Annotated in this window: 13 protein-coding genes; 1 reads left to right on the top strand and 12 read right to left on the bottom strand. The window is 61.0% G+C overall.

Features of this window, described 5'->3' with window-relative positions; all coding sequences use genetic code 11:
• Positions 1-142: 142 nt before the first annotated feature.
• Positions 143-1,519, bottom strand: coding sequence for an FAD-binding oxidoreductase (locus tag IU397_RS17185; RefSeq protein ID WP_204416120.1), 1,377 nt, complete (start codon positions 1,517-1,519; stop codon positions 143-145).
• A gap of 179 nt (positions 1,520-1,698) precedes the next feature.
• Here IU397_RS17185 and IU397_RS17180 point away from each other — a divergent pair, with 179 nt between their 5' ends.
• Entirely contained in the window at positions 1,699-3,342 is a 1,644-nt protein-coding gene (locus IU397_RS17180) for a chloride channel protein (RefSeq protein WP_204416229.1), read from the top strand.
• Positions 3,343-3,565: 223 nt separating this feature from the next.
• On the opposite strand, the gene IU397_RS17175 is transcribed toward IU397_RS17180, so the two are convergent.
• From IU397_RS17175 to IU397_RS17120, 11 genes are all read right to left on the bottom strand, one after another.
• Complete coding sequence (locus IU397_RS17175; protein WP_204416118.1) at positions 3,566-3,907, bottom strand: DUF427 domain-containing protein; 342 nt, start codon at positions 3,905-3,907, stop codon at positions 3,566-3,568.
• A gap of 94 nt (positions 3,908-4,001) precedes the next feature.
• Positions 4,002-5,795: an aminopeptidase P family protein gene (locus IU397_RS17170; protein ID WP_204416116.1), complete on the bottom strand. Its 1,794-nt coding sequence runs from the start codon at positions 5,793-5,795 to the stop codon at positions 4,002-4,004.
• A gap of 226 nt (positions 5,796-6,021) precedes the next feature.
• A complete protein-coding gene (locus IU397_RS17165) occupies positions 6,022-7,821 on the bottom strand; it encodes an NAD(P)/FAD-dependent oxidoreductase (protein WP_204416114.1) in 1,800 nt (599 codons plus the stop codon).
• Positions 7,822-8,054: 233 nt separating this feature from the next.
• A complete protein-coding gene (cobT, locus tag IU397_RS17160; RefSeq protein ID WP_204416112.1) occupies positions 8,055-9,926 on the bottom strand; it encodes a cobaltochelatase subunit CobT in 1,872 nt (623 codons plus the stop codon).
• Positions 9,927-10,061: 135 nt separating this feature from the next.
• Complete coding sequence (locus IU397_RS17155; RefSeq protein WP_204416105.1) at positions 10,062-10,436, bottom strand: DUF6768 family protein; 375 nt, start codon at positions 10,434-10,436, stop codon at positions 10,062-10,064.
• Entirely contained in the window at positions 10,429-10,980 is a 552-nt protein-coding gene (locus IU397_RS17150) for an RNA polymerase sigma factor (protein WP_204416103.1), read from the bottom strand. Before IU397_RS17150 ends, IU397_RS17155 begins: the two co-directional genes overlap by 8 nt.
• 149 nt (positions 10,981-11,129) lie before the next feature.
• Positions 11,130-14,432 carry an error-prone DNA polymerase gene (locus IU397_RS17145; RefSeq protein ID WP_204416101.1) on the bottom strand — a complete coding sequence of 1,101 codons (3,303 nt, stop codon included), beginning with the start codon at positions 14,430-14,432 and terminating at the stop codon, positions 11,130-11,132.
• A gap of 141 nt (positions 14,433-14,573) precedes the next feature.
• A complete protein-coding gene (locus tag IU397_RS17135; protein ID WP_370541718.1) occupies positions 14,574-16,292 on the bottom strand; it encodes a DNA polymerase Y family protein in 1,719 nt (572 codons plus the stop codon).
• The gene (locus IU397_RS17130; protein WP_204416099.1) at positions 16,195-16,830 is read right to left on the bottom strand and encodes an ImuA family protein; all 636 of its coding nucleotides are present in this window, start codon (positions 16,828-16,830) and stop codon (positions 16,195-16,197) included. Before IU397_RS17130 ends, IU397_RS17135 begins: the two co-directional genes overlap by 98 nt.
• A 253-nt stretch (positions 16,831-17,083) precedes the next feature.
• Positions 17,084-18,241, bottom strand: coding sequence for a Gfo/Idh/MocA family protein (locus IU397_RS17125; RefSeq protein WP_204416097.1), 1,158 nt, complete (start codon positions 18,239-18,241; stop codon positions 17,084-17,086).
• A 10-nt stretch (positions 18,242-18,251) separates the two neighbouring features.
• The gene (locus tag IU397_RS17120) at positions 18,252-19,139 is read right to left on the bottom strand and encodes a TIM barrel protein (RefSeq protein WP_204416095.1); all 888 of its coding nucleotides are present in this window, start codon (positions 19,137-19,139) and stop codon (positions 18,252-18,254) included.
• Between the last annotated feature and the right edge of the window lie 35 nt (positions 19,140-19,174).

Genomic DNA, 19,174 nt, shown 5'->3' with positions numbered 1-19,174 from the left:
GCACGGCGCCACCCTCCCGCATAACATTACGTGGAAGAGAAAGGGCTGACAGGCCGTTTCGACCCGTTCGTGATGTAGTGCGGGCAAAGCCCGCTCAATTTGGTTAATGTGGTCTCAATTCATGGGCATGGGTCGCACGACGTCAGTTCGAATGGCGCACCATCTTACCGGGATTGAGGATGTTTTGCGGGTCCAGTGTAGCCTTTAAATCGCCCATCACATCCCAGGCCTCTCCGTGCTCGGCGGCCATGTAATCAAGCTTGCCAAACCCCACCCCATGCTCACCCGTGACCGTTCCGCCCAGGGCCAGGGCCCGCTGCACCATCCGGTGGGACAGTCGTTTGGCCTCCGCTGCCTCCATCGGATTATTCGGATCGATCAGCAGCACGGCGTGAAAGTTTCCATCTCCGACATGTCCCAAAATCGGTCCCGGCACATAGGAGGCATCGATATCGGCACGGGTCTCAGCGATGGCCTCTGCCAACCTTGAGATCGGCACACATAAATCGGTCACCACAGCCCGTGCGCCAGGACGAGAGGCGAGGATCGCGTAATAGGCATTATGCCGCAACGTCCAAAGCGCCGTGCGGTCTTCGGTCTGCGCCGACCAGTGGAAATCCCATCCGCCCATATCACTCACCAGTTCACCAAAACGCTCCGCCTGCTCACTCACCCCAGCCTCGGATCCGTGAAACTCAACCATAAGATGTGGCTTTTGCGGATAGTCCGTATCCCCATAGCCGTTGCAGGCCGCGACAGAGGCCGCGTCCACCAATTCGATCCGCGCCATCTGGATGCCGGACTGGATCGTTGCGATGACCGTGTCCACGGCCATATCCACGTCATCGAAAGCACAGACCGCCGCAGAGATTGCCTCGGGCTGTCCTTGCAATCGCAATGTCATCTCAGTGATCAGGCCCAACGTCCCTTCCGAGCCCACGAACAAATGGGTCAGGTCATAACCGGCGGCAGATTTGCGCGCCCGGCTGCCCGTGCGGATGATCCTGCCATCGGCAAGAACAACCTGCAGCGCCAGAACATTCTCCCGCATGGTGCCGTAGCGCACACTGGTGGTGCCACTGGCCCGTGTACTGGCCATCCCGCCGAGGGACGCATTAGCCCCCGGATCGACGGGGAAAAACAAACCGGTATGGCGCAATGCGTGGTCCAGTGCCTTGCGCGTGATACCGGGCTGGACCACCACGTCCATATCCGCGTCGTTCACCCGCAGAACCTGATCCATCCGCGAAAAGTCCACGCAGACCCCGCCCTGCAAGGCCAACGCATGTCCTTCAAGCGACGTTCCCGTGCCCCACGCCACGACCGGGCACCCTTGCGCCGCACAGGTTTGTACGATCTTTGCCACCTCGGCCGTGGTTTCGGGATAGACCACCACATCGGGCGGCATCGGCGCAAAGTAGCTTTCACTTTGCCCGTGCAGCGACAAATCAGACTTGGACCGCGAGACGCGATCGCCTAAGGCTTCGCTTAGGTCCCGGATTGCTTGGTTTATTGTCATCAGAGCCAGCCCCCCTCCGGCGGACCACCGGCAAAACCCTAGGCCAGGCGGGCGCTTGGGAAAAGCCTCAACCGAAGGGTGTGCCCAGTTGGAGTGGTAATGCGTTGAAACAGTCCGTTTCCGATCCGCAGAAAGAGGCAGAAACCCGCCCAACCGGGCTTGGCGGTCAGTGGACCTCGATGTGCAGGTCGGTCTCGCGCGGATGGTCGCTTATTCTGCATCGCGGCCCCAGTCAGATCCAGTTCTGGTTCATCGCATTGGCTATCGGGATCGGGGCGGGCCTGATCACGGTCACCTTTCGCCATGCCATCGCTGCCTTGCAGATCATGACCTATGGCACCGAAGACGCGTTGGGGCTGCACAGCCAGATCCAGCAACTGCCCTGGTGGTGGATTCTGCTGGTCCCCATTTGCGGCGGGCTGGCCGTTGGCCTGATCCTGCACCGGTTCACACCCGACGGTCGCGTCCGATCCGTCGCCGACGTCATCGAAGGGGCCGCCTTGCGCGACGGGCGGGTCGAAAGACGGGCCGGGCTGGCATCGGGGGCTGCCTCCCTGATCACGTTGGGATCCGGTGGATCAACCGGGCGCGAGGGGCCGGTGGTCCACCTGGCAGCACTTTTGTCGACTTGGGTTTCCAACAAGATCCGCGCAGACGGCATCACAGGCCGGGACCTTTTGGGATGCGCTGTGGCCGCAGCTGTAAGTGCGTCGTTCAACGCGCCAATCGCGGGCGCGCTTTTCGCGCTTGAGGTGATCCTGCGCCATTTCGCCGTCCATGCCTTTGCACCGATTGTCATCGCCTCCGTCGCGGGCACGGTGGTCAGCCGTCTGCAATTCGGCAATGTGACAGAGTTCAGCCTGCCCACCATTGGTGGCGTGGCGTTCTACGTCGAATTGCCCGCCTTTTTGCTACTCGGGCTGGGATGCGGGCTGATCGCCGTGGTCTTCATGCGGTCTATCTTTGTGGCGGAGGATCTGGCGACCGAGATGCAGGCCCGGTTACGCCTGCCCCGCTGGCTCCGTCCGGCCATCGCCGGTGGGCTTCTTGGCATCATTGCGATCTGGTTTCCCCACATAATCGGCGTCGGATATGAGACGACCTCGGCCGCCCTGACCGCAAGTCTGGGATTTGAACAAGCGGTGATCTTTGTGCTGCTCAAGGTCGTCGCGGTGGCCATCACGGTGGGCGGGCGGATGGGCGGCGGCGTCTTCTCTCCCGCGCTGATGGTTGGAGCGCTGACAGGTCTGGCTTTTGGGTTGGTGGCGACCAGCATCTTCCCCAACGTCTCGGGCAGCGAGACGCTGTACTCCCTGGCTGGTATGGGCGCCGTGGCTGCGGCGGTTTTGGGTGCGCCGATCTCGACCACGCTGATCGTCTTTGAGTTGACCGGCGACTGGCAAACCGGGCTGGCTGTCATGGTCGCCGTATCAATGTCGACCGCCCTCGCCTCCCGCCTGGTCGATCGATCCTTTTTCCTTACCCAGTTGGAGCGCCGCGATGTCCATGTCGCCGCCGGACCGCAGGCCTATCTTCTGTCGCTCTACTCCGCTGCGGTCGTGATGCGCGGCAAGGACAGCCCCCGTGCGGCGTCGGAACAAGCCTGCCAAGAGCTGATCGATGCAGGCATTTATGTGCGCCCCGATGCAACATTAGAGGTCGCCATGCCGATGTTCGAGGATGGTGGCCATGTCTTCATCCCCGTGGTGGCGCCATCCGCAAAGGGCGGCCCGGGAGAGTTGATGGGCGCATTGTTCCAGGTCGATGCGTTGCGCGCCTATACCCGCGCGCTCGCCGCCACCGCTGCCGAAGAGCATTCGTGACCGACCAGCGGTCTATTCTATCTCACTGGTCGCTTAACTTTGGCGACATCCTCCACCCGGCCCAATCAGTGCTCGGCGTCATCGCTAAAACGAGCCAGCAGGAAGATGAACACGCGACCGGAAATTTCCAACATTCGCAATAATATAGCTCCATTTAGAGGCTGTAAAAAAACAGTTATCCGGTCGATATCAGAGTCCGATTGTGCATGATCCAGCGAATGGCCTAGAGCCGCTCAACCGTGACCTTGTCAGTGTAGAATGCGATGTGATCTTTGATCCGGGCCACGGCGTCTTTGGGCGTTTCATAGGACCAGGCGGCATTTTCCCACGGGCCGCTTTTGGTCTGGATCGTGAAATAGGTGGCATCACCCTTATGAGGGCAGTGGGTCATGTGGGTGGTTTGTTCAAGAAACGCCATACCCAGATCATCGCGCGGAAAATAGATGACGGATGGATAATCGCCCTCGGTCAGGTCCAATGCAGCGCTGCTTTCCCCCAGAACCGCACCTGCCGCCCGGACAACCCAGGTACCCTCAGCCCGCGTGATCTTGATATGATCTGCCATCGTATCCTCCCGATTTGAGAGACCCTATCCCGGCCTAAATGACAAAGCCATGTCAGATAGACCGCAACTGTGCACATAACCTGTGCTGAATACCCTAAATTGGTGCGGTGACGCGCGCCAACCAGTCCTGCGTGACCGGGCTGACCCGAGGGCCAAGGCGGCTGTTGGTTTCCGCGTGGTAGCCGTTCAACCAGTCGATTTCAGCCCGTGACATCAGGGTTTTGTCGATCAAGCGCCTATCTATAGGCACATAGGTCAATGTCGCAAAGACGAGCATCTTGCGATTATCGGCCCCGGCAATCTCCGGTGCCCTGGTGACATGGATCAGATTCTCTATCCGGATACCGAATGCCCCCTCCCGATAATACCCCGGCTCATTTGACAGGCACATGCCAACCTCAAGCGGCACATTGGAGCTTCGGGCCAGGCGCTGCGGTCCCTCATGGACCGACAGATAGGCGCCAACCCCATGGCCAGTGCCGTGGTCATAATCCAACCCGGCCGTCCAAAGGGGAAATCGCGCAAGGGCATCCAGATCGCGTCCGGCCAACCCTTCGGGCCAACGCACCCGCGAGATGGCGATCAAACCCTGCAGCACCTTGGTAAAGCACGTTTTTTCCAGATCTCCGACAGGGCCAGTGGCAACCGTCCGAGTAATATCGGTTGTGCCATCCAGATATTGACCACCGCTATCGACCAGCAGCAATTCCCCCGGCGTCACGGGCCGGTTGGTGTCATTGGTGACACGGTAATGGACGATTGCGCCGTTGGGGCCTGCACCTGCGATGGTCTCGAAACTGATATCGCGCAGGCCATTGTCGACCCGGCGCAAGGTTTCCAGCTTTCTGACCACGTCGATCTCGGTCAGCTTGCCGCTTGGCGCCTCGGTGTCGAGCCAACATAGAAACTCGGCCATGGCAACGCCATCGCGCAGATGCGCGGCTTCCATCCCATTGATTTCTTGCTGGTTCTTTCGAGCCTTGGGAAGAATGCAGGGATCCTGTTTCCACTGGACCTTGATCTCCTTCGTCTCGAGCCGCTCTGCCACCCAAACCGGGACAGATTTTCGATCCAGCTGAACCGGGCCGGTCAACCCATCCAAAAGCGGGCCAAACCGATCAGGGCCGTGCAGCCTGACAGCCGCACCCAGATGGGCTTCGACTTCCTCACTCACCTTGGCCGCGTCGATGAACAAGTCGACCGATCCATCGATATGCAAAATGGCAAAGGCATGGGGCACGGGATTACGCACGATGTCACTGCCCCGCACGTTCAACAACCAGGCGATGCTGTCAGGCAACGTGATGACAGCAGGCCCCGTCAGTGCCTTTGCCAGTCGCGCCCGTTTGTCATCATGGGTTTCACCTGCAAACTCGATGGGCTGGATCAGCAATGGCCCGACGGGCGGCGCCGGCTGATCCTGCCAGATCGCGTCAATCATGTTGCTGATCGGAGTGAAAACCAGCCCATGATCCGCGGTCGCCTTATGCAGCGTCTCCATCTCGTCCGGCGTATGAAGCCAGCTGTCAAAGCCGACAATCGCCCCTCTCGGCAGATGCTCCATCAACCAATCGGCCAACTTGATCTCCGGCCAGGAGACGGGAGTAAACTTATCGAGGGCAACCTGAGCCTTCACCTGAACCCGGTAGCGCCCGTCAATGAAAACACCCGCATGGTCGCTGGTCACAGCCGCAAAACCGGCTGAGCCGGTAAAGCCCGTCAGCCAGGTCAGCCGCTCATCCCGCGGCGCCACATATTCGCCCTGGTGGGCATCGGCCCGGGGCACAAGAAAGGCATCGACCGCAGCCCGCATCATATGCTCCCGCAACGCGGCCAGCCGGGGCGGTCCGTCAGACGGGTCTGTCTTGGTCTCAAAGCTCTGGAACATTCGATGCCACCCCATTGATCTGGCCACGATGTTAGGCATCGGCCCGCCGGGCACAAGCGGGTGTTGCGCAATCTGCTGATACCTGCGCGGGCGCAAGTGCCCACATCTGACACAAAAAACGCGAAAGTCCTTATTTCATGGGGTCTGATCGATACGCAAACCATAGATACAACGTCACAAAAACCCGCCCGGGATCAGAACAACCGAGCGGGAGCTGATGGCGTGCTCAGGACAGGTGATGCACGTCCTGCAATTCGTAGACGGGCGTTGGGATCCCCTCCATGCGCGCCTTGATCTGCAACGACAGGAATTGGGAATAGTGGCGGGATTGGTGGAGATTGCCGCCATGGAACCACAGCGCCTCTTGCTGGGTGGGTTTCCACATATTGCGCTGCTCACCTTCCCAGGGTCCAGGATCCTTGGGTGTATCGGACCCCAGGCCCCAGCATTTACCCACCGCATCCGCCACATCTTGCCCCACAAGATCAGCCACCCAACCATTCATGGAGCCATAGCCCGTGGCATAGATGATCACATCCGCCTCCAGCTTGGTGCCATCCTCCAAAACCAGGCCGTCCTCCACCACTTCGGTGACCTGCCCATGGGCCAGCTTGATCTCACCATCGATCACCAACTGGCTGGCCCCGATATCGATGTAATATCCTGAACCGCGGCGCAGGTATTTCATGAACAGGCCAGAACCATCGGCGCCCCAGTCCAGCTGGAACCCCGCCTTTTCGAGCCCGGCATAAAAGTCCTTGTCCCGCTCCTTCATCTGCTCATAGAGCGGGATCTGAAATTCATGCAGGATCGCATAAGGCAGCGAGGCAAAGATCATGTCGGCCTTGTTGGTGGTCATTCCGGCGGCAACGGCCTCTTCGGAATAAAGCGCAGACAGGCCGATATCCATCAGCGTCTCGGATCGCACGATATGGGTGGTAGACCGCTGGACCATGGTCACATCCACATCGCCTTCCCACAGGGCCGCGCAGATATCATGGGCGGAGTTGTTCGAGCCAACCACGACGGCCTTTTTACCCCGATAGGCATCCGGCCCAGGATGTTTTGACGAATGGTGCTGGTCGCCCTTGAAAGCCTCCATCCCCGGATAATCGGGCAGATTGGCCTTGCCCGACATGCCGGTGGCAAAGACAAGCTGTTTGGGCCGCAGCGTCACTTTCCCCCCGTCACGATTGACCTTGACGGTCCATTCTCCGGCCGCAGCGTCATAGCTTGCGGACGTGCATTCGGACCGGGTCCAGTAGTTTAACTCCATGATCTTGGTATACATTTCTAGCCAGTCGCCGATCTTGTCCTTGGGCGAAAAGACCGGCCAGTTCGGCGGAAAGGGCAGATAGGGCAAATGGTCATACCAAACCGGATCATGCAGGCAAAGCGACTTGTACCGGTTGCGCCAGCTATCCCCGGGGCGGTCGTTCTTTTCGATGATGATGGTGGGCACTCCCAGTTGCCGCAGTCGGGCGCCCAACGCAATGCCTCCCTGCCCGCCACCGATGATCACAGTATAGGGTTGGGTCGTATAGCCCAGTTCCGTCTCTTCTTTCTCGCGCTCTTCCAGCCAGGTGGTGCGATGCTTGCCCGCACCGTGCTTGGCCCCCAGCGGTCGGTCATAGCCCAGGGGCTCCTCATGCCCCTTCAGTTCCACCATGCTGGTCAGCAACGTCCAGATCTTGCCATCACGCATCCGCAGCAAACCGGCCCCGCGCGCCACATCCGTCTCGAACGTGATCCAGGCCGTGGTCACGCCCCCCTCCTCAGTCGCGGGCTCCCCGTCCGCGATACGCCAGATGGTAGGCTTGGTCTGGGCCAGTTGCGCATTCAGCATGGCCTCTACCGCCTCCTTGCCCTCCATTGTTTTGATGTTCCAGGTAAACGCCACCAAATCGCGCCAATAGCAATCGTCAACGAACAGGTCCACGGCAGCCTGAACATCCTCCGCCGTCAGCGCATCTTCCAACGCCGTCAGCAGATTCGTCACGTCCATATCATGGGTCGCGTCAAGCATCTCGTTCTCCTCCCAAAAAACGTCCCCTCAGGTCAGAAATTTTGGAAGTGAGTCGCGCGCTCGACAATTGGCCTTTCGTCCCGCACGGCGCGCAACCGCCCATGGGCTTTCTTATTGTTAAAAATACCTCCGGGGGAGCAGCCAGGGGCTGCGGGGGCAGCGCCCCCTGATAAAACTGTACGAGTGGTTCACACTTGGTCCATCAGATCACGTCACGCATGACCGCGCCACGCCTAGCCGGCTTTCCGCATCCCGGAAAACCGCGCGCGGGCGCGGGGGTCGGTGTCGAACAGGGCGGCGAGCTGCTCTGTCATGGCGCCGGCCAATTGCTCGACATCGGTGATCGTCACGGCGCGATCATAATAGCGGGTAACGTCATGGCCAATGCCGATGGCCATCAGTTCCACGGCCTTGCGGCGTTCGATCATGGCAATGACATCGCGCAGGTGTTTTTCCAGGTAATTGGCGGGGTTGACCGACAAGGTGCTGTCATCGACCGGCGCGCCATCGGAAATGACCATCAGCAGTTTGCGCGCCTCGGGCCGGCCCGCCATCCGGCGATGGGCCCATTCCAAAGCCTCGCCGTCGATGTTTTCCTTCAGCAGACCTTCTTTCATCATTAAACCCAGATTGGGCCGAACCCTGCGCCAAGGCGCATCCGCGGCCTTATAGATGATGTGGCGCAGGTCGTTCAAACGCCCGGGTTGCTGGCTGCGGCCCTGGGCCAGCCAGGTCTCGCGCGCCTGGCCACCTTTCCAGGCCCGAGTGGTAAATCCCAGAATCTCGACCTTGACCTGGCAGCGCTCCAGCGTGCGGGCCAAAACATCGGCACAGATTGCGGCGATACTGATCGGGCGACCGCGCATGGAGCCGGAATTGTCCAGTAAAAGCGTCACAACCGTATCGCGGAATTCCGTGTCCTTTTCGACCTTGAAACTCAGCGGTGTCGTTGGATTGGCAACCACACGAGCCAGACGCCCGGCATCAAGGATGCCTTCTTCCAGATCAAATTCCCAACTGCGGTTCTGCTGCGCCTGCAACCGGCGCTGCAACTTGTTGGCCAACCGGCTGACAGCCCCTTTCAAGGGCTCCAGTTGTTGATCCAGATAGGCGCGCAAGCGTTCCAACTCGGCAGGCTCGGCCAGATCGGCGGCATGGATCTCTTCGTCATACTCCGCCGAGTAAACCTCGTAATTCGGGTCGGCATCGCTGATCGGGTTGGGTTGGGGCGGCTCAAGCGGCGCTTCGCCTTCGGGCAGTTCGGCCTCCTCGCCCATCTCCGCATCGGCCATGTCATCCATGCTGACCGTGGCCTCGGTCGGATCATCGGTCGTTTCCTGTTCCTGCTCTGGGGCAGCGTCGGTCTCGTCCGAGTTCTCCTCGTTCTCCTGGCCTTCACTCTCGGCGTCTTCCGGTTCGTCCTGGGCCTCCTCCGACTGGTCTTCATCGTCCATATTGTCGGGATCATCGCCCAGCTGGTCACCATAGCCCAGATCATCGATGACCTGACGGGCGAACTTGGCGAAAGCGGTTTGGTCGGACAGACAGGTTTCCAGATCGTTGAGTGTATTGGCGGCGGAGCCTTCCAAATGCTCGCGCCATAGGTCGAGCACGTTTTGCGCTCCGTCCGGCAGGCCCCGGCCCGTCGCCAGTTCGCGGATCAGATAGCCCGCCGCGATGGCCAGTGGCGCCTCGGATGCGTTGGTAATCTGGCCATAGCCGCGCCGCTCCGCCTCATTACCGATCTTGGCTTCGATATTGCCCGCAGTGCCCGGCATCGCGCGGGCACCCACTGCCTCGCACCGGGCGGTCTCCATCGCTTCGTAGAGATCACGCGCCATCTGGCCTTGCGGTTCATAACGGGCATGCAGACCGGTATCGTGATACTTGCGCCGCATTGCATAGGCATCGGCAGTGCCACGGGCCAGCAAAACCTCAGACGGGGTCATCCGGCGGCTGACCTGCGGCAGGCGCATCTGATCGGCGGTCATTCCCGGCGGGTCGACCGTGTAGGTGACACCCAGATCCGGGTCGTCGGCCAAGACGCGGGTCGCCTCGGCGAGCGCCTTCTTGAACGGTTCGGACGGATTATCGGGCTGGCTCATCTTGATACCTCTCAGGCCCTGTTATCCATGGCCTCCAGAGAAAGATCCATATCCAAAATATCGCACAGCGCGCGATCAAACTGTCCCGCCGGATTTTGTACCTCCGGCGGGGATATTTTCGAACACATAATGGGATTAATTTCGGCTCGCGACTAACAGCTCAAGCCGCTTGATCTCCCGGATCACACGATCCGCCTGCATTTGCGGAGCGAGACTCAGTTTCAATTGCAAGGCGGTCAGAAGCAAGACCCCACAGGACAAGCCCCATTTGAGCGCGGGCAAGACCTCTGTCGCCCCAAAGAACCGGATGCTGCACCAGATGGCCCCCAGAAACATGGCGGTCTGGAAGGTCATGATAACCCAGGTCACCCAGCCCAAGCGTCCAGAGAACTGACTGAGGCCGAGGGCAAAATAGCCAAGCTCTTGTGTGTCCTTGAGAACCTCACGGTCCTGGCCTTTCAGGGCCTCTGCGATCATCCGGTCAAGTTTGCTGGTCTCAGGGTCAGTCATGGTGGTCTCCTTTCAAGATCTCTTTCAACTTCGCACGGGCCGCGGACAGGCGCGATTTCACCGTGCCCACGGGGATTTCGAGCGCCACGGCGACATCGGCCACGCCCATCTCTTCAAGGTAAAACAGGGCCAGGGTCGCCCGGTGGTTCGGTGGCAAACAGTCGATGGCACGGCGTATATGTCTCGCATCATCGCAAACCTCGGCAGCCCCGGTCGGAGGCGGCTCTGGCTCGGCCATCAGCTGATCCCGAATGGCCCGGTCACGTATCTCGCCGCGGATCAGCTTTGCACAGCGCCTTGTGACAATCCGGTGGGCCCAGGCCGGAAAGGCGCGGACATCTTGCAGGCGCCTCAACCCGCGAAAGATGTCGATCCAGGCGTGCTGCACCGCATCCTCGGCATCATCGGCATTTCCCAATAGGCGCGCGGCATGGGCCAACAGGCTGGGACCGCGCAGATCGACCAATTGGGACATGGCCTGCCGATCACCCATTTTGGATGATACGACTAGAAAGGCCTCCAACGCTCGTCTCTTGGGATCCATCCCGCACCCTTTTTGTTGTTGCTCCTGTCATAAGGTGGCCCGCAGCGCTGATCCGGTTCACCCATGCCGGTCAACTTTCGCGCAGGCCCTGCAACAGGCGTCTCCCTCCCCCAATTGGGGGAGGGATCAAGGGAGGGGGATGACAAAGGTCAATGGAAATCACGAGATTTGGGAATGACACGCACGTTGCGTGGATGACGATGCAAACCTGTCGGCAAGGGCCGCGCCACATGGTCGGCACGGGCGATCTGCACATCCAGCGGATCGTTCGACAACCCATCCAGCGCATCCGTCCGATCCCCCAAATGATCGACGACGACATGGATGATGTTGGCATCACGCTGGATCCGGCCCCGCACATCCATCAGCCGCGCTGTCATGATCGGTTTGCGAAACTGCGCCATAACCTTGGGCCAAACCACCAGATTGGCCACACCCGTTTCATCCTCAAGCGTGATGAAACACACCCCCTTGGCGCTACCAGGCCGCTGGCGGATCAATACGATCCCGGCCAGCCGCAGTCTTTGCCCATGACGGGTGCTCCACAAATCCGCCGCACTCACATATCCCTGCCGCGACATGCTGCCCCGCAAGAATGACATGGGATGCGCCTTCAAAGACAGGCGCAGGGTCTGATAATCCGCGACCACATGTTCGCAACGCGGCATGGCGGGCAGGGCCACCGGCATTTCAGCACCTTCATCCTTGTCTCGAAACAAGGGCAGATCCGGCGCATCTTTCAAGGCGCGGGTATCCCACAGTGCTTGCCGCCGGTCCAACCCCATGGATCGAAACGCATCTGCGGCAGCCAGTTTGCGTAAACTGCCCACATCCACACGCGCCCGGCGCTTGAGATCTTCCAGATCGGCGAAAGGCACATCGCGCGCCGCCATCATCCGCACCGCCACGCCCTGGGCCACCCCATCGACCTGCCGCAGGCCCAGCCGCACCGCAAAACCCTCAGCGGCCAGGGGCTCTAACGTATTGTCCCAATCGGAATAATTCACGTCCGGTGGCAGCACAGTCACCCCGTGTTCCCGCGCATCCCGCACGATCTGGGCCGGCGCATAAAACCCCATGGGCTGCGAATTCAGCAACGCGGCACAGAACACATCCGGATAATGGCATTTGATCCAGCTTGAGATATAGACCAGCAACGCGAAACTCGCCGCGTGGCTTTCCGGGAAACCGTAATCCCCAAACCCCTTTATCTGGTCGAAACAGCGGCGGGCAAAGTCCTCCTCATAACCGCGCTCGATCATGCGTCCGACCATCTTCTCCTGGAGCGCGCCAATTGTCCCACGCGACCGAAAGGTCGCCATCGCCTTGCGTAGCTCATTTGCTTCCGCCGAGCTGAACTTGGCCGCATCAATGGCAATCTTCATGGCCTGTTCCTGGAAAATCGGCACACCCATGGTGCGGCCCAGGATCTTTTTGAGCTCATCCTGCTCATGCTCCGGCCCAGGCGCGGGAAATTCCACATCCTCAATACCATTACGCCGCCGCAGGAAGGGATGAACCATATCTCCCTGGATCGGCCCCGGCCGGACAATCGCGACCTCGATCACCAGGTCATAGAACTTTCGCGGCTTCAGGCGCGGCAGCATGTTCATCTGCGCCCGACTTTCGACCTGAAACACGCCGATACTGTCGCCTTTGCACAGCATGTCGTAAACCGCCGGATCCTCCTTCGGGACAGAGGCCAGGTCGAACCACATGTCATAATGGGCAGCAATCAGGTCAAAGGCCTTGCGGATACAGGTCAGCATCCCCAAAGCCAGCACATCGACCTTCAGCATGCGCAGCTCATCAATGTCGTCCTTGTCCCATTCGATGAAACTGCGGTCGGGCATGGCGCCATTGCCCACGGGCACAGTCTCGATCAAGGGCGTTTCGGTCAGGATGAAACCGCCCACATGCTGGCTCAGGTGGCGCGGCATGCCGATCATCTGTTGGGCCAGCTTCATGGTGCGGTTGATCAGCGGATCGCTCAGGTCGATGCCGGCCTCGTGCGCCTCGGCCTCTCCCATCTCGGTGCCCCAACTGCCCCAGACGGTCTTGGCCAGCGCTCCGGTGATATCCTCGCTCAGGCCCATCGCCTTGCCCACTTCGCGAATGGCCGAGCGCGGGCGATAGTGGATCACGGTGGCACAGAGACCCGCCCGGTCCCGCCCGTATTTGTCATAGATGTGCTGGATGACCTCTTCGCGCCGCTCATGTTCGAAATCGACATCGATATCGGGGGGCTCCTTGCGTTCCTCGGAGATGAAGCGCTCGAACAGCAGATCATGCTTGGCGGGATCCACCGCCGTGATCCCCAGCATGTAACAGACCGCGGAATTGGCGGCAGAGCCGCGCCCCTGGCACAGGATCGGCGGCGTCACCTGGTTGCGGGCAAAGTCGATGACATCACGGATCGTCAGAAAATACTGGGCGATGTCCAGCTTGGCGATCATCGCAAGCTCTTTCTCCAGGGTCTGTGCAGTCTCTTGCGGCACACCGTCCGGATAGCGCTCCGCCGCCCCTTCCCAGGTCAGCTCCGTCAAATATTCCTGAGGCGTGCGGCCCTCCGGCACTGTCTCTTTCGGGTATTCATAGGACAGTTCGGTCAGGTCGAAATGGCAAGCATCGGCCACCTCCCGCGTGGCGCTGATCGCATGGGGCCAGTCCGCAAACAAGCGCTGCATCTCGGGCGGTGATTTCAGGTGCCGCTCACCATTGGCATTCAACAGAAATCCGGCGCGGGCGATCGTCGTCTTGTTCAGAATGCAGGTCATGATATCCTGCAAGGGTCGCCGCTCAGGCGCGTGATAATGCACGTCATTCGTGGCCAGGATCGACAGGCCGTGCCCCCGCGCCAGCCGGTCCAAGCGGTTGATCCGCGCCCGGTCATCGCCGCGATACAGATAACTTGCCGCAATATGGCGCAAGGTCGGCAAGGCCCGCACCAGCCGCGGCAGAACGGCCGCAAAGGTCCCCAGATCTTCACCCGGCATGGCGATAAGCTGCACATCCTCCCCATGGGTGGCCAGATCAGCAAGGGTGATGTCGCATGCCCCCTTGGCCTGCCAGTCACCGTTCACATCGGCCATCTTGCCCTTGGACAGCAACCGGCAGAGCCGCCCATAGGCCGCCCGGTCGCGCGGATAGGCCAGAAACGCCTCGCCCGAGACCAACTGTAATCGGCAGCCGATGACAGGCCTCAAACAGGCCTTCTTGCCCTCGGTATGGAGCCGCACGACCCCGGCCATGGTGTTCAGATCGGCAATGCCCAACGCGTCATAGCCCTGCGCCCAGGCCATGGCCGACAGATCCACCGCATCGGACGCCCCGCGCAGAAACGAAAAGCACGACGTGACCCCAAGCTCCACAAACGGAGCCTTGGGGTTGGGCCGAAACCCCTCCTCCCCGGTCAGTGTCCGGCGCGGATGCGAGGGGCCGCTATCGGGCATGGGCCGCCTCCATGCGCGCGTACCATCCACTCGGGCGCACTCGCCCTTTCTTATTGGTAAAAATACTCCCGCCTCGGTCGAAAAACCTTTTTTCGACCTGAGAGGCTCCCAAACCCTCAACCCGCGTCACCAGCCGATCCATCATGCGAACATCCCATGGACGAACCAGCGCGGATCCCCCCCGCGCCCATCCTCATGGAGCCCCTCGCGGTAAAGCCACAGGCGACGCCCGGCCTGATCCTCGATCTTGTAGTAATCGCGCAAACGCGTGCCGGGCGCATCCTGCCACCATTCCGGCGCGATCCGTTCCGGCCCCTGGTAACGCGTCATCTTATGGGTCTGGCGCCGCCAGGTGAACTGTACAGGCGGCCCTTCGGGCACGGCATAAAGCACCCGGATCTCCTCGGGCCGGTCCAACAGGCGAATGGGGCGTTCCTTCACCGGAACTGCGCTGCCAGGTGGCACCGTCGAAACATCCGCCCTTGCCGGCGGCATCGATGCGGTAGTCAAGCCAGAGACCTGTGGCGGAGAGCCATCTTGCGCCTGGGGAAAGTGCAGGACCGCTGCCTGCTCATTTTGGGCACCCACAGAGGCTATCTTTGCCAAAGGCTTGGCCTGCTTCCGCATTGTCACCTGTTGCATGTCTCTGTTCCGGTGCAATGCCTGCGCCCAATCCTCGGCACGTTCGGGCATATGGCTGTCGCGCAGGACGGGCTGGGTGACGGAGCGCGCACCGAAACGCGCCGTAAGCCGGTCGACCAACTGGCTAAGATGCAAATCTTCGTTGGCATCGCCCTCAAGCCCCGCCTGGAGCTCGGCCACGGGCTCCACACCACCGGCCTGCAATGTGATCAGGTCAAAGCCAAAGCCCGGATTGATCTGTTCCAGCTTGTCATCAAAAAGCCGGTGCAGGTGGCCCGCATCGCGGCTGGGGCTGGAGGTCGCGACCTCGACCACGCTGACCTCCCCATCGCTGCGATAGACCGTCAGACCCAGGCGGCGGCAGCCCATGCCCTTGGCGGACAACTGCTCGCACAGATCCTCGCACAGACCCGGCAGGTAGGGGGTGGGGTCCTGGATCGGCTCGGCCAGGCGGGCGATGGCGCGAAACGGCGGCAGCGCTGCGACACTGGAAACCGGCTCTGCCAGCTTGCCCATGGCCTGATCCAGCCGCATCAGCGGATTTGACGGCAAGGCCACACGTGAAAACCGCCGCGTGAGCGACAGACGGGGGATCTTCGCGAGGGAACCTATGGTCTTCAGCCCCAAACGGCGAAGAAGCAGGAGCGTGTCATCGTCCAGACGCAGGGCCGATACAGGCAAAGGGGCCATGGCTTGCGCCACCTCTCCTTTGCCGCAGATTGCGCGCACAGAGCCAAACCGCGCCAGACCCCAGGCCGCACCCCAAGTAGGAGCTATAGCCAGTTGCGCGGTCAAGCCCAAAAGCGACAGTTGCGCTTCGATATCCACCACAAGTGCAGCCTCACCACCAAACAGATGTGCCGCGCCAGTCACGTCCAAAATCACGCCATTCGCACCATCGGCCACGGTCCAGGGGCACCAGCGCCGCATCCATAGAACCAACTGGTCCAAAGCCGCACGATCACCAGCGATATCGGCGTATTCGACCCGCAAATCGGGGCAAAGCGGTTTGACATCCACCACCCGCGCGCCCTCGGTCACACCAGCCAGGCGGGCGGCGCGATTGGTGGCGTGGATCACCGGGCCATGGGGGCCATCGGTCGCCAGGACGGCGGCAACATCATCGGGGGCCGGATTGCCCGACCGCTCCATCGCCCTCTGCCACCGTTCCATCGCGAAATGGGGCAGACAGACGGAGACGATCCGCCCCCCGGTCATAGGTGGCCTCCCATACACCCGGGCGCGCTTGACGCGACCGGAACAGTTCCACCCGCCAGCGCGGATCGCCGGGCGCCTGGGCATCGTCCAAATGCGGGGCCGAAGGCAGTGCCCCCACCCGCCAGCGGTCGCGCGCCGCACTCAGATCGGGGCTGGCTGCGCGGCGAACCAGCCAGCACGGCACAGCACCTGCCTCGGCCCGCAAGACCAAACGCTTGGTAGCGGTAAAGCTCAGCGCAGGCGGATCGCCCCAGACCTCGCCAATGACAGCGGACAGTCCTTTGCAGCGCAACCCGTCCTCCATGGCGACCAATACATCGACAGGCCGGGTGGCATCGACGCGGATCACCGGCCGATCCGTGCCCAGACCTGCCATATAGGGACGTCCCGCCTCTTTCAGCGACAGCCTGTCCTGCACCCACAGGATAGGACCACTGCCTTGCCCCAGGCGCGATATGACAAACCCAATTGCCGCGGGATCCGTAGCCGTTTCTGGAAAGATCTCTGACAATGTCGCCTGGGACGCGCCCGCCCTCATTTGGGGCTTCTTGGCCCAGCTGATTAATCGTTCGACTGTCGACATCGGCGCTACACACTACACGAGAACCCTATGGAATGTTCCGCATATGTTCTAGCGCTACAAACAGATTCGGTCAAATCCGCCTGAAATCTGATTTTCGCATCATGTGTCCAGAAATATCCCCGCCGGAGGCATGAAATCTAATGGTGCGACAGAAAAATTTTACGCCTCCGGCGGGGATATTTCTGGACACATGATGGGGGTAGAGCGCCTATCGCAGAAACGGTGGCACTGCATTCACCCAGGCACCACCGGATTTGGCGGAAGCGACGGCCTGGTGGACCGCGGCCATGGAGCGCAGGCCGTCTTCCGACCGGGGATAAAGGTTAGCGGCTGGATCCATGTCGCGACCGTCCTTGGCCGCACGAATGGCTTCCGCCAAGTCGGAATAGATATTGGCAAAGGCCAGCGGCATGCCTTCCGCATGGCCAATGGTGACGCGGGTGGCACGGTCGGCCTCGGGTGACAGATCGGCCTCGCCCCGTTCGATCACCTGGACACGACCGTTTGTCGCGGTCCAGTAGAGTTGGCTTGGGTGCTCCTGCGCCCAGCGCAACCCACCCTTTTCGCCGAAAACCTGAAGCGTCAGACCGTGCATCCGGCCAACGGCGACGGCACTGGTCCAAAGCCGCCCGACCGCCCCCCCGGTCATGCGGAAATTGACCATGGCATCGTCTTCCAGTTCGCGACTGGGAATGGTGGAGACAAAATCGGCCGATAGCGTCTCAACCTCCTGACCCGTCACGAAGCTGGCCATATGGAGCGCGTGGATCCCGCAATCGGCGAACTGGGCCGAGGCCCCCATCTGCCCGGGATCATACCGCCAGCGGATGCGGGGGTTATCGGCCTGAGCGGCATCGGCGTGGTGGCCATGGCTGAACTCGGCCACGACGACGCGCACCGCCCCCAGATCGCCGCGGGCTACCATGGCTCGCATGTGGCGCACCAGGGAATAGCCCGTATAGCCGTAGTTCACCGCACAAATGCGGCCCGTCGCGCGGGTGATCTTCACGATCTCCTCGCCCTCCTCCACCGTCATGGTCATGGGCTTTTCGCACAGGACGTGGAAGCCGCCCTCAAGGAAGCTTTTGGTGATCTCGAAATGGGTCGCATTGGGCGTGGCCACCGTCACAAGGTCGACCCGGTCGTCGCGGGCGGCCTCCCCCGCCAGCATCTCCCGCCAGTCGCCATAGGCCCTGTCTGCCGCTACACCGAGGCTTTGTGCATAGGCCCGCCCGGCCTCGGGGTTGTGGTCCAATGCACCAGCCGCCAGCACAAATTCCCCGTCCAGTCCCGCCCCAAGACGATGTGCCGGCCCGATCTGAGACCCCTCACCGCCGCCGATCATGCCCCAATTCAAACGTGCCATGGCGGCCTCCTCAAAACCCTATGGATTGCAGATAGCTGCGGTTCAGCTTGGCATCATCGACCGGAGAGGTATCGCCCGCCGGATCGCAATCCTGCTCCACCGTGCACCAGCCGTTGAACCCATGATCCAGCAGGATCTGCCGCACCGCGCGAAAATCCACATCGCCATCGCCCAGGTTGCAAAAGATCCCCTGCCCGCAAGCATCATAGAACCCGGTGCGCTTGGCGATGACATCGGCTTTCACCTTCGGATCGATATCCTTGAAATGCATGTAGCTGATCCGTCCGATATGGCGCTGCATGAAGGCCACGGGGTCGAATCCGGCATAGGAATGATGGCCCGTGTCAAAGCAGATCTTCAGCACGCTCTCGTCGATCTCATCCAGCAGCCGCTCCAGTTCCGGTTCAAAGTCGATGAACCCCGCCGCATGGGCGTGGATGCCAACGGTCAGGCCATAAGTCTCGGCCCCCATGCGGGCAATGGTCTCGATCCGGCCACGAAATGCCTCCCATTCCGCGTTATCCATCTGATCGGCTTCCGCCGCGCGGCCTGCCGTCGGCGCACGGCGAGGCGAGATCGAATCGATCAATACCAAATGCTGCGCCCCGTGGGCTTTCAACGCAGTACAGGTCCGCACGGCGCCGTCCAGCACATCCTCCCACTGGTCCGGATCGTGGAACGGGCGAAACACCACACCGCCAATCAATTCCTGCCCGAACTCCTCCAGCGCATCAGCCAACTGCTCCGGATCCTCTGGCATGAACCCCACCGGCCCTAATTCGATTCCGGTATAGCCCGCCTCGGCGTTTTCTTTCAGGACCTTGCGCCAGCCCGGATTGCGCGGATCATCCGCGAATTCCACGCCCCACGAACAGGGCGCATTGCCGATCTTGATCATTTCAGTTGCCTTTATGTTGCGCGCCGTGGGGCGGA

Origin of the sequence: Actibacterium sp. 188UL27-1, from assembly GCF_016901225.1 — a bacterium.
GTDB lineage: Bacteria > Pseudomonadota > Alphaproteobacteria > Rhodobacterales > Rhodobacteraceae > 188UL27-1.
Note: the sequence above shows the minus strand (reverse complement) of the source record. Positions and strands in the feature narration are given on the sequence as shown.

Coding starts and splice junctions, on each gene's coding strand:
- IU397_RS17185 (WP_204416120.1), bottom strand. CDS start 1,519: ATGACAATAAACCAAGCAATCCGGGACCTAAGCGAAGCCTTAGGCGAT.
- IU397_RS17180 (WP_204416229.1), top strand. CDS start 1,699: ATGTGCAGGTCGGTCTCGCGCGGATGGTCGCTTATTCTGCATCGCGGC.
- IU397_RS17175 (WP_204416118.1), bottom strand. CDS start 3,907: ATGGCAGATCATATCAAGATCACGCGGGCTGAGGGTACCTGGGTTGTC.
- IU397_RS17170 (WP_204416116.1), bottom strand. CDS start 5,795: ATGTTCCAGAGCTTTGAGACCAAGACAGACCCGTCTGACGGACCGCCC.
- IU397_RS17165 (WP_204416114.1), bottom strand. CDS start 7,821: ATGCTTGACGCGACCCATGATATGGACGTGACGAATCTGCTGACGGCG.
- cobT (WP_204416112.1), bottom strand. CDS start 9,926: ATGAGCCAGCCCGATAATCCGTCCGAACCGTTCAAGAAGGCGCTCGCC.
- IU397_RS17155 (WP_204416105.1), bottom strand. CDS start 10,436: ATGACTGACCCTGAGACCAGCAAACTTGACCGGATGATCGCAGAGGCC.
- IU397_RS17150 (WP_204416103.1), bottom strand. CDS start 10,980: ATGGATCCCAAGAGACGAGCGTTGGAGGCCTTTCTAGTCGTATCATCC.
- IU397_RS17145 (WP_204416101.1), bottom strand. CDS start 14,432: ATGCCCGATAGCGGCCCCTCGCATCCGCGCCGGACACTGACCGGGGAG.
- IU397_RS17135 (WP_370541718.1), bottom strand. CDS start 16,292: ATGACCGGGGGGCGGATCGTCTCCGTCTGTCTGCCCCATTTCGCGATG.
- IU397_RS17130 (WP_204416099.1), bottom strand. CDS start 16,830: ATGAGGGCGGGCGCGTCCCAGGCGACATTGTCAGAGATCTTTCCAGAA.
- IU397_RS17125 (WP_204416097.1), bottom strand. CDS start 18,241: ATGGCACGTTTGAATTGGGGCATGATCGGCGGCGGTGAGGGGTCTCAG.
- IU397_RS17120 (WP_204416095.1), bottom strand. CDS start 19,139: ATGATCAAGATCGGCAATGCGCCCTGTTCGTGGGGCGTGGAATTCGCG.